14 protein-coding genes are annotated in these 11,108 nt (G+C 62.0%); 4 read left to right on the top strand and 10 right to left on the bottom strand.

Features of this window, described 5'->3' with window-relative positions:
- Positions 1-9: 9 nt before the first annotated feature.
- Both G4D79_RS08710 and G4D79_RS08705 read right to left on the bottom strand, forming a co-directional pair.
- Positions 10-1,572, bottom strand: a complete 1,563-nt coding sequence (locus G4D79_RS08710; protein ID WP_099698393.1) for a multicopper oxidase family protein — start codon at positions 1,570-1,572, stop codon at positions 10-12.
- Positions 1,569-2,591 carry an ABC transporter substrate-binding protein gene (locus tag G4D79_RS08705; RefSeq protein WP_042925933.1) on the bottom strand — a complete coding sequence of 341 codons (1,023 nt, stop codon included), beginning with the start codon at positions 2,589-2,591 and terminating at the stop codon, positions 1,569-1,571. Before G4D79_RS08705 ends, G4D79_RS08710 begins: the two co-directional genes overlap by 4 nt.
- A 146-nt stretch (positions 2,592-2,737) precedes the next feature.
- Between G4D79_RS08705 and G4D79_RS08700 the strand changes: the two genes are divergently transcribed.
- Entirely contained in the window at positions 2,738-3,469 is a 732-nt protein-coding gene (locus G4D79_RS08700; RefSeq protein ID WP_030536498.1) for a TetR/AcrR family transcriptional regulator, read from the top strand.
- A 62-nt stretch (positions 3,470-3,531) separates the two neighbouring features.
- Here the strand turns inward: G4D79_RS08700 and G4D79_RS08695 are convergent, their stop codons facing one another.
- On the bottom strand, positions 3,532-4,695 hold the full coding sequence (locus G4D79_RS08695; RefSeq protein ID WP_214514233.1) for a S9 family peptidase: 1,164 nt from the start codon (positions 4,693-4,695) through the stop codon (positions 3,532-3,534).
- Between the two features lie 174 nt (positions 4,696-4,869).
- Between G4D79_RS08695 and G4D79_RS08690 the strand changes: the two genes are divergently transcribed.
- Entirely contained in the window at positions 4,870-5,310 is a 441-nt protein-coding gene (locus G4D79_RS08690) for a VOC family protein (protein WP_064687801.1), read from the top strand.
- 21 nt (positions 5,311-5,331) lie between these two features.
- On the opposite strand, the gene G4D79_RS08685 is transcribed toward G4D79_RS08690, so the two are convergent.
- On the bottom strand, positions 5,332-5,931 hold the full coding sequence (locus G4D79_RS08685) for a TetR/AcrR family transcriptional regulator (RefSeq protein WP_003940389.1): 600 nt from the start codon (positions 5,929-5,931) through the stop codon (positions 5,332-5,334).
- 58 nt (positions 5,932-5,989) lie between these two features.
- Positions 5,990-7,423: an FUSC family protein gene (locus G4D79_RS08680; RefSeq protein ID WP_099697087.1), complete on the bottom strand. Its 1,434-nt coding sequence runs from the start codon at positions 7,421-7,423 to the stop codon at positions 5,990-5,992.
- A 58-nt stretch (positions 7,424-7,481) separates the two neighbouring features.
- Between G4D79_RS08680 and G4D79_RS08675 the strand changes: the two genes are divergently transcribed.
- Positions 7,482-7,997, top strand: a complete 516-nt coding sequence (locus G4D79_RS08675; RefSeq protein ID WP_003940222.1) for a MarR family winged helix-turn-helix transcriptional regulator — start codon at positions 7,482-7,484, stop codon at positions 7,995-7,997.
- 1 nt (position 7,998) lies between these two features.
- On the opposite strand, the gene G4D79_RS08670 is transcribed toward G4D79_RS08675, so the two are convergent.
- Positions 7,999-8,403 carry a PaaI family thioesterase gene (locus G4D79_RS08670; protein ID WP_099697088.1) on the bottom strand — a complete coding sequence of 135 codons (405 nt, stop codon included), beginning with the start codon at positions 8,401-8,403 and terminating at the stop codon, positions 7,999-8,001.
- Between the two features lie 117 nt (positions 8,404-8,520).
- On the opposite strand from G4D79_RS08670, the gene G4D79_RS08665 reads away from it, so the two are divergent.
- Positions 8,521-8,964, top strand: coding sequence for a helix-turn-helix domain-containing protein (locus G4D79_RS08665; protein WP_064687803.1), 444 nt, complete (start codon positions 8,521-8,523; stop codon positions 8,962-8,964).
- 2 nt (positions 8,965-8,966) lie between these two features.
- Here G4D79_RS08665 and G4D79_RS08660 read toward each other — a convergent pair whose 3' ends face one another.
- The 4 genes from G4D79_RS08660 to G4D79_RS08645 form a co-directional block, all read right to left on the bottom strand.
- Positions 8,967-9,422 carry a PPOX class F420-dependent oxidoreductase gene (locus tag G4D79_RS08660; RefSeq protein ID WP_030536493.1) on the bottom strand — a complete coding sequence of 152 codons (456 nt, stop codon included), beginning with the start codon at positions 9,420-9,422 and terminating at the stop codon, positions 8,967-8,969.
- 33 nt (positions 9,423-9,455) lie between these two features.
- On the bottom strand, positions 9,456-9,965 hold the full coding sequence (locus G4D79_RS08655; RefSeq protein WP_030536492.1) for a hypothetical protein: 510 nt from the start codon (positions 9,963-9,965) through the stop codon (positions 9,456-9,458).
- Between the two features lie 70 nt (positions 9,966-10,035).
- Entirely contained in the window at positions 10,036-10,851 is an 816-nt protein-coding gene (locus G4D79_RS08650) for a DUF72 domain-containing protein (protein WP_099697089.1), read from the bottom strand.
- 44 nt (positions 10,852-10,895) lie between these two features.
- On the bottom strand, positions 10,896-11,078 hold the full coding sequence (locus G4D79_RS08645; RefSeq protein ID WP_007729726.1) for a hypothetical protein: 183 nt from the start codon (positions 11,076-11,078) through the stop codon (positions 10,896-10,898).
- Positions 11,079-11,108: the final 30 nt, after the last annotated feature.

The raw sequence follows: 11,108 nt of genomic DNA, 5'->3' as shown, positions 1-11,108 counted from the left end.
CTGCTCTCCTCATCGAACGTAGTGGAGGTCGGCAGTCATCCCGGCCTCGAAGTGGTACGCGTTGTGACAGTGAAACATCCACCGTCCTGGATTGTCGGCGTCGAAGTCGATCGCCATTTGTGTACGCGGAAGTACGATCAGGGTGTCTCGGCGAAGCCCGCCGTAGGAGGGAACCGAGAAGGTGTGCCCATGGGTGTGCATCGGGTGCCACATGTCGGTGTCGTTGTTCATGACGATTCGTATTCGCTCGCCCTGCTTCATTCTCAACCGACCTGCATCGGCGCCCGCCATTCCCCAGAGGTATCGATCGCCGGCCTGAATGAGATCCACCGAATACGCACGATCCGGTGCCCTCTGCTCCAGCGCTCCTGACGGGCGAAGCTCCGATTCCAGAACGAGCCGACCGCCGGAACCTGACAGCACTGCAGGCGAAGTCAGGTCGACGACCGCTACCGAATCCGGCGTCCGAAGCAGGCACGCGACGCCACCTGACTTCCCTTCCACCTTCGCGGCGATGGGCCACGAGCCGGACTGCACCGTCACCAATACGTCGTATCGCTGCGCGGGTGCGATCAGAATCTCGTCTCCGGCTGTGTAGGCAACGTCCTGCCCGTCAGCACTGACAACGGTCATCTCGTGCCCGGCGACCGAGAAACGGTACGGAGTCTCCGCCCCGGCATTGATCACCCGCAATCGAAGCCGAGTTCCGGCCGTCGCACTGACGACGAAGGGATCTTCCACAGGCCGTCCGTTGATCAGGTGCAGTGGATACGTGATGTGCGTTGCCATTCCACCGAGCGCCTCGGAATTTCCGTGACCACTGCCGAGAAGTTCTGCGGCAGAATCAATCTCTGCACCATCGACTTCCGGTGGAGTGCCGCCGTGCCCGTGGTGTCCTCCCTGCACGTCCGGTGACAATGCGCGAAGCACTGCATCCGGGGTTGTTCCCAGCCCGTCGAGCCAGTCGTCGATCACGATGACGACGTCCTCGTCGGCTCCGGTCCGGTCGTTCGGGTCCTCGACCACGAGTGCACCGAATAACCCTCGATCGGCCTGCAAGCCTGAATGGGAGTGGTACCAATATGTTCCGTGATCCGGGGCCACGAAGTCGTAGGTGAACTCGGCACCTGGTTGGATTCGTTCCTGGGTGACCGGCGGGACGCCGTCCATGTCGTTGCGGATCGCAATGCCGTGCCAGTGCACCGAGGTCTCCGTCGGAAGGTCGTTCTGCAAAAGAACGTTGAGCTGGTCTCCCTTGGAGATTCGAAGCTCCGGGCCAACTGCTTCCGCACCGTACGACCATGTGTCGACCTCTCTGGCGCCCAGACTCACCCGAGCCGGTGCAGCTGTCAGATTCCGTTCGACTGTGCGCCCGCTATGAAATCTCGCCTGTTCGGCAGCACGAACTTCGTCGTCGAACGGTGAAATCTCAGAACCGGTTTCGTTCGCCGAACCACGGCTGCACGCACTCAGTGCCACAGAACCCAAAGCCGCAGAGCCCAAAGCCGCAGAGCCGAGCGTCACCGCTCCCCATCGCAGAGCCAGGCGCCGACTCAACACTCTCGAACTCATGCCGTCAGCGCCGTGAATTCCTGATAGCGCGTCGCGGCAACAGCTTCGGTTCCGGTGCCGGTCAGATTGCCGGCAGCCATGGCATCCATGTCCTCGATCATCCAGAAGGTGGCGAAGGGATGAGTGGCAAGCCACATGTCTCCGTTGACCTTGGCCACTCGGTTCTCCTGCACCGCTGAAAGACTCGAGAATCCGGGAACACCGGCAACCTTGCCGAACTCGTACACGCCCTCGTCGAACACGGCTACGATCCGAGCATCCTGCGCCGGGATCGCCTCGTCGGACAGGGGCGCATACGGCAGTCCTCCAGCGGCATTCGCTCGCTGGGATTCCGGACGCCCGAAGCCGCTCTCCGCCAACAGCAACGACGGCGGCGCCTGCTCGGTGGTGGTGGCAAGGATTCCAGAACTGCTCATCAGCACCGACACGGTGTTCACTTCACCACCGGACCGAGCAGAGACGTCAGCGATCTTGCCCTCCAAAGCGACAGTCAGCTTGTCGGCAACCGACTGACGATCAAAAGCGCGTCCGAAGAAGGCAAGATTCTCACGCCACGGAGTGGTGACGGCCGGGACCGGCACTGTGGGTACGGTCGACGCAAGGGAGTCGTAGTAGCTCCGATCGCCCATAGACGTGAAGATGACCAGTCCGGGATCCTGGGCGAGGACCTGCTCGATCGGGGGTGCACCGAGCGGCGGCACCGTGACCACCTCGGTACCCGCTGACGCCAAGATATCCTGGCCGATCTCCGATCCCCACGACGTGAAGACCACGTCAGGGGTGATGCCGACGGCAAGGAGACCGAGTGCGGCGTATTCGTCGAGGGAAACAATTCGCCCGAGGTCGCCCGGAACCGACGTCTCACCGAATTCGTGGGACACAACACGCGTTCCCTCGGCAGGTTCCGTCGTCGGTCCCGCCTCACTCGAGCTACAGGCGGCCGCAGTCAGGGCAACGACACTGACCAGCAGCGAAGCACCCAGCCTCGATAGGTAACCGGGTCGCGTTTTCAACTTCATGGTGTCCTTCAGCTTCGAAAAATCGGGGGGTTCGCATAAATCCGAGCACTGCTCGGATTTGGCAAGTAAACCTCACCTAAGTACATCCGTCAATCGCTTGCGTCGACTACGCACACCGATCCGACGCCACTAAGCTCGGTCGGACCATGACTGCGCCATCACCTGACAAGAAGTCCGCCGCGAAATCACAGCGCCGCCGGAGTTACAACACCGGGATCACTGCGGACGCGGTGCTGACCGTGGCGTTCGGGCTCAGTCGCGAGCACGGAGTCGAGGGCTGGTCGCTGCGGCAGCTGCTCGGCGAACTCGATACGTCGTTCTCCGTCGTCTATCGACTCGTCGGAGATCGGGACGCACTCTCGGCTGCGGTGGTCGACAGTGCGGTGTCGGCCGTGAACGTGCCATCTGCACAAGAAGATTGGCGTCAATGGCTGACGCATCTGCTCTTGCAGATGCGAGAGGCCTTGATCGAGTGTCCAGGCGCGGCACAGTGGCTGCTGATGAACGGAGTTGCCACCCAGCGCAGCCGGGAACTCATGGAGGCCGGATTGGCATCGCTGATCGACGCCGGGTTCGGGGAAGAAGCCGCTCAGGCTTACACCGTCGCCTTCACCTCGACAATCACACTGATCGCCATGAACGACGCCAGGCGCATTCCCAGCGGACAGCCTTCACCCGATCACAGCGCGATGCTGGAACGACTGAGTAACGACGGACCCTCAGATCCTCGTTCATCGATGGAGACACTGATCGGGAAGTTCGCCGGTCCACCGGATGCTGCGGAAGCAACACGGGCAGAACACTATCGCTACACACTCGACCGTGTCCTCGACGGCCTCGAGGCGCGGCTGAACGCAATCAAGGAGTCACAGAAATGACCGAGGGTCGCTGTCGCAGTTGTGCGACAGCAACCCTCGGATGAGTTGGATTCTCGATATGTCTAACGGAACAGGTTCGCGACGAACGGAATCGTGTCAGCCTGTGATTCGACCAAAGCGCCGCTGTGATCGGTGTTGTAGGTCTTGAACGTGACCGGTTCACCGTTGGCGACCAACGCTGCAACCAGCGAAAGTGCAGACGGTGCAGGGACATCCACGTCGAGCAAGCCCTGGCCGATGAAGATGGGGCGATCGTATCCACTGGTCGGTACACCCATGTAATCGTTCAGCAGACCCTGGAAGTTCGGGATCTGACTGAGCGGGCGGGAGAAGATCTCACCGAGGACCAGATCCTTGGATGCCTCGTCCAGGTCTGCGGCGCAGAGCTTTTCGGCCGAGTCGACCTTTTCCCTTCCCAAGTCGTTCAGGTAGGAATTCAAGTCGATCTCGGGGTGCGCTTCCCGCAAGCCCGCGAGGATGTAGAGCGCGTACGACGTCAATCCGCCGCCGAGGGCGATGGGAGGGAAGCCCGGACCGGCAGGCAGGAGGGTCAACTCGATGTTGGCCGGCACTCCGGTACCCACCCCGCCGCGATAGTCGAGAGAATCCCCACCGTATTCGGTGGCGTAGCGCGCCGTCGTGATGGCCGCACCGCCGCCCTGCGACTGCCCGACCACTGCCCACCTATTCGAGATGGTGGGGTCGATCACCCGAGCAGCCTTGACCGAGTCGACGACGCTGTGCGCCTCCACCTTTCCGTCGAGATACGGCATCAGCCCCGGTGTTCCCAGACCGACGTAGTCGGTGGCGACTACGGCGTAGCCCTCGGAGAGCCAACGCCCCAGGTAGGGGTAGTCGCGCTCGGGCAGGCCAGGACCGACCAGCGAAGGGGCACAGGAATCGTCGAGTCCCGTGGTGCCGTGCGCCCACGCAATGACGGGCCAACCACCTTCCGGTGCCGGACCGGCCGGGACGTAGTACGCGCCACTGCTCAGCGCAGGCCCGCCGTTGGAACCGATGGTCCAGTACGTGAATCGCTTGGCGTCGGCGGTACCCGGAATCCACAGATCTTTCGGTAGCGGCTCACTCGACACCACAGTGCCGGTGGCTTGCGACGCGCTCGGTGCCTGTGCGGACGCGATGGGCGCAGCAACGGCGGAGCCGATCGTTGCAGCACAGAGGGCTGCGATGGATATGCGGGCAAACGACTTCGACTGGAATTTCACGTCTGACGACTCCGGTTCGTGCGGTGGGCGACCTCGTTGGACGTTATCGTAGATTTTGTTTAACCGATCGGTCAAGCAAAATCTTGCAGCTTCGTGAAACGTATATGTCGAGATTCCGGCCCCAACTCCGACCTAGCATCGAACCGCACGAAAAAACAGTAGGAGGATGTGTCCATGGCACACGTACAGCGTTTCGACCACATCGGCATCACCGTCACGGACCTCGAATCAGCGACGGCATTCTTCGTCGGTCTGGGTCTCGAGGTGGAGGGCACCGGATCCGTGGAGGGTGAGTTCGTGGAAACCGTCTGCGGTATCCCTGGAGCCAAGTGCGAAATCGCCATGCTGCGCCCGCCGGGCGAAGGATCACGGCTCGAGCTCTCGTCCTTCGTCACGCCCGAGCACGTACCCGGATCGCCTGCTCCGATGGCCAACGAGATCGGGATACGCAACGTGTCTTTCGAGGTGGGCGATCTCCAGGCTGCGGTCGACGCGGTGGCTGCGGACGGTTACGGACTCATCGGCGGGATCGGCGAGTACGAGAACAGCGTGCGCATGGCCTACGTCCGGGGGCCTGAAGGGATCATCGTGTCCCTGTTCGAGCAGATCGCCTGAAGCGTCACGGCATTCGGAGCGTCAGATCGCCTTCCAGGAGCTGGCCAGAGCGCCCATCGCAGCCGCGAATTCGGCGAACGCCGCGTCGATTCTGACGCGGTCACCGGTGGTCACCAGATCGAGCGTCAACCCGCGAATCTGCGCCAACACGATCGTCGCGTAGCGATCAGCGCGATCGGGTGGACATCCGTGCGCGAGCGCAGCTTCCGCCAAACCACCCAACCAGTCCCCCACCACATGGTCGAGAAACTCGCGATACCGCTCCGGATGCAACAACGCCTGTCCGTAGATCTCGAACATCAAGCGAAAGTTCGGCAACGATTCCGCTGATGTGCGCCCATTCCAGTAACTCGTCAACATCTCGACGATGTCGGTCCCGGAAGAGATGTCGAGAGAAGAGCTGTCTCGCAGGGTGGCAACCACTTCAGTGAGCAGTTGTTCCTTCGAACCGAAATGATGGATGAGTGTCGCATGACTGATCCCCAGATCCTTGGCCAATGGCCGCATGGACAGTTCACCGACGCCGTTCGCCGTGACGTACGCGGTTACCTGCTCGAGCAATTCGGCACGGCGATGCTGGTAACGCAGTTTCCGGCCGTCGATCGGCGTGCTGTCCTCCACCTGCAGGAGCCTACGCAGTACCGGAAACACGGCAGAACCGGAAACACGGCAGAACCGGTTACACGGTGACGTGGTGGCGATCCGATCGACTGATCGTCACAGCGGCGACGACAACACCGATCACCACGCCGATGAGAGTGTCCGCGACGCGAGCCACTGCCGCTTCGGTCCCGATCGGAGCACTGAAACCGATGAGGAGCAGTGCCATCGGGGTGACGGCCAGTGATGTCAGTGCATAGTTCTTGATCACGAGCAACTCAGCAGCAGTCTGCAGAATCACGACCACGGCAACCGCTTGCCAGTAGCCGAGCGTCAATGCGATGAGAGCAGCAGCGACGACGGCGCCACCGACATTTCCCACCAACCGCTGAATCCCACGCTGGACGGTCTGCTTGTAGTTCAGCCCCTGCATCGCGGCGATGGCACCCATCGACGCCCAGAGCGGATGCTCCAACCCGGCTCCCGCCGCGAGCCAACCGGCCAGAGCCGACGCTGCCACGATGCGGAGAGCATTCATCCGCACCGGGCGCGAATACAGCCGATTCAATCCTTCGAGAAAATAGCCTTCGGGCGCGGCCAGGTTCTTTGCCGGTGCGAGATCGTGTTCGATCATGCTGGATCGCTTGAGCTTCCGAAGCTCCTTCTCGTGCCGAGCAATGCTGCGAATCAGGGTGGCGTCGCCGTGCAACTGCCACTCCTGAACTGCCGCTTCTGCTTCGTCGAGCACCGCCACCAGTTCGCGTCCGTGATCGACGGTCGACTCGATCCGGCCACTCGACGCAATAACCAAGCGGGCGTTGGCAATCGATCCGAGCGCCGGTTCCACTCCGTCTGCGCCGGACTGTTCGAGACGCCCCACCGCAGAAACTGCACGGGCAACTGCCAGGCGGGCAGGTCCCATCGGCAGTACGAGCGCTGGGAGCATCGCGGCCGCCCAACCGACCAGAACTCCGAGCGCACCGGCATTGACCAACCGCGCCAAATCATCAACGCTGGAGGCATATCCGGCTGCACCGGTCGCCGCGAAGACGAGGATGACGGGCCCTGGCCCGGTGATCCGGAAGCCCGACATGAAGCAGTACGACGCACCCGCAAGCAAAGAGAGGATGCCGATCTGCAACCACATCGGAACGCCCGCGACACCCATGGCGCCGCCGAAGGCAATCGAAACCACCAGTGCAGCACCCACCATTGCCAGCTTGCCGGCCAACCGTGGATACGGCTCGTACCTGCCGAACGCGGCGCACAGCGCGCCCAAGGCCGCGAAGCCGGCCAATTCCCGATGCCCGAGCAGTCCGCCGACCACGAGGACTACGGCGGTGGCGAGCCCGACCCTGATCGCGGGGGCGATGGTCGCGTCGGCAGATCCGACGCGAAAAGCCGCTCGCCACGTCGCCCCGGAGACGGTATGTGCAATGGCTTCACTCGAATGAGTGAGACGGCTGGGCGTCCTGGCTGCGGTTTCGGTTCGGCTCACCCACCCAGCATACATTTATTTCACTAGTAAATTACTTGTGAAGTAATGTGAAATCTGTCGCTAAGATGGGGCCATGGGCGCGGCGAACAGATCCGAAGACGACTTCATCGACAAAGTCCGTCGCGAATGGAAGCGCGCCTACCCGGAGTTCGACACCGCCCCCGTCGAAGTGATGGGCCGGATCGCCCGCATCAACGCGCAGTCTCTTCACCAGCTCGACCGCGCACTGGCGTCCAGCGGGGTCTCTCGCGCCGAATTCGACGTGATGAGTGCACTCGCTCGCAGTGACCGTCCCCTGCGGGCGAGCGAAGTCACCGCCGTCACAATGGTCAGCGGCGCCGCCACCACAAAACACGCAGACCGCCTGGCCAAGCTGGGCTTTGTCGAGCGTCAGCGCTTCGAACACGACGGACGAGTGGTTCTGCTTCAACTCACCGATGCCGGTCGCGCATTGGTCGAGGCAGAGTTTCCCCGACGCGTCGAGCGAGACCGTCAAGTACTCACCGGACTCGACGAGGACGAACGTGCCCAACTGACGGCACTGCTCAAACGCATCTCACTCAACATCGACTCGGGGATCTGGGACTGACCTACTTCGGCAGCGGCACGTTCTGCAAGCGCACCTGACCGCGCGCCACCTCTTTCCCCGATTCCGGATCGGTGATGACCACCGACCACAACTGCTGAACGCGTCCCTGCTGTATCGGCACAGCCACGACGTCCACGCGCCCACCCGTACGCGCCCGCAGGAAATCCGTTCCGTTGTGCACTCCGACGGCAAATTCGCCACGGTCCGCCACTGCGGTACTCGCCCCGATGCTCGCGGCCGACTCGACGACAGTCGTGTAAACGCCGCCGTGGACAACGCCCCACGGAGTGTGGTGTGCCTCGGACAGATCGATGTGCCCGACAACGTTCGTGCCGGACACCTCGTCCAGTTGCAATCCGGCAGCGCTGACGAATCCGCTTGCTGCCTCGAGATTCAATTCCGTCATGACGACCCCTCATCTGCTCCGTTGGATTTCTCGACCTACCTTCCGCCCTCGAATACATGCCGTCAAGTGCTAAGTTGGAATTCCCAACTAACATTTCCAACTAACAGGGGCCCAGAGATGACGGCGACAAAAGGACGCAACTGCTCCATCGCCAACGCCTTGGAGGTCGTCGGCGAGAAGTGGTCACTGTTGGTGCTCCGAGAAATCGTCCTCGGGCAACGACGGTTCGACGAGATCGCCGCGGGCACGGGAGCCAGCCGCGACATCCTCGCCGCGCGTCTACGCACCCTTGTCGACGCCGACGTCCTCACGAAGCGACGCTACGAAGACCATCCACCGCGCTACGAATACGTCGCCACCGAATCAGGGAAGGCGCTCTATCCCATTCTGATGGCGCTCATGGAATGGGGGGACGCCTTTGCGACGACGGGTCCACCGCCAACCGTCGTCGAACACCGTTGCGGTGAGATCCTGCACGCCCAAGTTGTGTGCGCGCACTGCAAAGAGCCGCTGGCCGCCAAAGACGCGCATGTAGTCGAACTCTCGCCGCCTGCTCGATAGCGTCAGCGTCCGGGCGGAAACCCGCCTGTTGCGATCGGACCCCAGGAGTCGACGGTGACGCGGATCAGGCTCTTACCCTGCTTGCGCATGGCTTCGCGGTACTCGTCCCAGTCGGGATGATCACCGGCGATGGATCGGTAGTAGTCGACCAACGGTTCCACCGAGTCCGGGAGGTCGATCAACTCCGCGGTTCCGTTCACCTGGACGTACGGGCCGTTCCACTCGTCGGAGTGGATACACAGAGACACCGCCGGGGTGCGGCGGACATTCGCGGCCTTGGCCCGTTCCGGGTACGTGGAGATGACGATCCGACCCTCGTCGTCGACCCCGCACGTCACCGGAGAGATCTGCAACTCGCCGGATTTCTTCACCGTGACGAACGTGGCCCGATGGCGCGGCCTGACGAATTCGAGGAGCTCGGCAAACGACACACGATCTGCGCTGGCGATCTTGGACATGACCTCAGCCTAATTCGATTTACGAACTGACGCTCAGGGCATCTCGATGGTCTGAGCACGTGCGATTTCGCCGATTGCACGAATGATGTACGCGCTCTGAGCTTTCTTCACTCCGGTCGACAAACTCCCGATGACCAGAACCGCCGAACGCAGGTACGCGCCGTGCCCGATACGGAACGAATCGTCTTCCAGATCCGAGATCCCGAGCGCCCCGGTGTAGACCGCAGCGAGCGCCTGCACGTCCAGATCCGGCAGCCACACGATCGTGGACTTGGCGCAGGCGGTGAGCGCATCCTGCACGTCCTCGCTGGACAAGCCGTCCGGATGCGTGTCCTCGAGCAATTCGCGCACGATCGCCGCGTGAACCGAGCTGACCTGCTCGAAAGAGAGCCCGCGCAGTTCCTCGACAGCCACGAGTAGTCCGTCACGATTTGCCGCCCGCACCGCGGCGAGTGCGTCGGCCGTGGCATCGGCGATGTCACGGGCGACCTTCGGCCAATGCGTCGGCCAGCTCTGTTCTGGCGTCCGCTGTTCTGGCGTCATCGTGGTATCTCCTCGGTCCTCGTGTTCATGCGGAAGCCTTCCACATCCCACCGACAGGCCAGGCGATCCGTCAGCGCAGCCGCTCCAACAAGGACATTGCGTTGTGCGGCGCAAAGCCTTTCATGTCGTTTTCGAAGTAGACGTACACGTCGAGGCCCTCGTCCATCCAATCCCGAAAGCGCTTGGACCACTTGTCCAGAGCTTCGTCGGTGTACCCACTCGCATACAGTTCCTTGTCCCCGTGCATCCGCACATAGACAAAATCGGTAGTAGGAGTGGTGATGCGGGGATACCTGCCGGCTGTGTCTGCGACGACAAAACCGATGGAGTGCTCGCGCATCAGGTCCACGGCTTCGTCGGTCTCGAAGCTGGCGTGCCGCGCTTCCACCGCGTAGCGAATCGGCACGTCCCTCTCGGTCTGGGCGAACACTCGGTCTTCGGTGAGTTTGTCGTCGTGCTGTGCTGCCAGATCGGCTGCAGCCTGAGTGGTACGGGGAAGACCGTCGAAGAAGTCGGCCAATCGCTGCGATTCGAACTGCAGCGTCGGAGGTAGTTGCCACAGAATCGGCCCGAGCTTGGGGCCGAGGGCGAGTGTTCCGGCGGCAAAGAAGTTGGCGAGTCCGTCACGGGCGTCGAGCAGCCGTTTCATGTGTGTGATGTACCGGCCGCCCTTGATCGCGAACACAAAATCTTCGGGAGTTTCGCTGCGCCATTTGGTGTAGCTTTCCGGCTTCTGCAGCGCGTAGAACGAGCCGTTGATCTCGATCGACGTCAATCTCTCTGCGGCATAACACAATTCTTTGCGGTGAGCAAGACCTTTCGGATAGAAATCTCCGCGCCACGCGGGATACGTCCACCCGGAGATACCTACCCGAATATCTGCCATCGATTCAGACTAAGCGGCACTCGAGCGTTTTGGCACTCCGTGTTTCAAACTCCGGCGCTGAGCGCGACGGATACCGGTACGACGGTCAGGCACACCACCGCACCGACGAACAACGCGATCACGAGGCGACGGTCCCACTTTCCGCGTGCACCACTGGCAGCGAGCATGAAGATCACAAAACCTACACACACGGACACGATAGTCACGATCACCGGAGTTCCAACCATGCCGTGATTGTCCCCTACCCATTGCCACCG

The sequence above is a fragment of the Rhodococcus sp. WY5 genome (genome assembly GCF_018588185.1).
Taxonomy (GTDB): domain Bacteria; phylum Actinomycetota; class Actinomycetes; order Mycobacteriales; family Mycobacteriaceae; genus Rhodococcus_F; species Rhodococcus_F qingshengii.
Note: the sequence above shows the minus strand (reverse complement) of the source record. Positions and strands in the feature narration are given on the sequence as shown.

What these genes read in the sequence shown, in the direction of transcription:
- G4D79_RS08710 (WP_099698393.1), bottom strand. Translation starts at nt 1,572, where the DNA reads ATGAGTTCGAGAGTGTTGAGTCGGCGCCTGGCTCTGCGATGGGGAGCG.
- G4D79_RS08705 (WP_042925933.1), bottom strand. Translation starts at nt 2,591, where the DNA reads ATGAAGTTGAAAACGCGACCCGGTTACCTATCGAGGCTGGGTGCTTCG.
- G4D79_RS08700 (WP_030536498.1), top strand. Translation starts at nt 2,738, where the DNA reads ATGACTGCGCCATCACCTGACAAGAAGTCCGCCGCGAAATCACAGCGC.
- G4D79_RS08690 (WP_064687801.1), top strand. Translation starts at nt 4,870, where the DNA reads ATGGCACACGTACAGCGTTTCGACCACATCGGCATCACCGTCACGGAC.
- G4D79_RS08680 (WP_099697087.1), bottom strand. Translation starts at nt 7,423, where the DNA reads ATGTATGCTGGGTGGGTGAGCCGAACCGAAACCGCAGCCAGGACGCCC.
- G4D79_RS08675 (WP_003940222.1), top strand. Translation starts at nt 7,482, where the DNA reads ATGGGCGCGGCGAACAGATCCGAAGACGACTTCATCGACAAAGTCCGT.
- G4D79_RS08670 (WP_099697088.1), bottom strand. Translation starts at nt 8,403, where the DNA reads ATGACGGAATTGAATCTCGAGGCAGCAAGCGGATTCGTCAGCGCTGCC.
- G4D79_RS08665 (WP_064687803.1), top strand. Translation starts at nt 8,521, where the DNA reads ATGACGGCGACAAAAGGACGCAACTGCTCCATCGCCAACGCCTTGGAG.
- G4D79_RS08660 (WP_030536493.1), bottom strand. Translation starts at nt 9,422, where the DNA reads ATGTCCAAGATCGCCAGCGCAGATCGTGTGTCGTTTGCCGAGCTCCTC.
- G4D79_RS08655 (WP_030536492.1), bottom strand. Translation starts at nt 9,965, where the DNA reads ATGACGCCAGAACAGCGGACGCCAGAACAGAGCTGGCCGACGCATTGG.
- G4D79_RS08650 (WP_099697089.1), bottom strand. Translation starts at nt 10,851, where the DNA reads ATGGCAGATATTCGGGTAGGTATCTCCGGGTGGACGTATCCCGCGTGG.
- G4D79_RS08645 (WP_007729726.1), bottom strand. Translation starts at nt 11,078, where the DNA reads ATGGTTGGAACTCCGGTGATCGTGACTATCGTGTCCGTGTGTGTAGGT.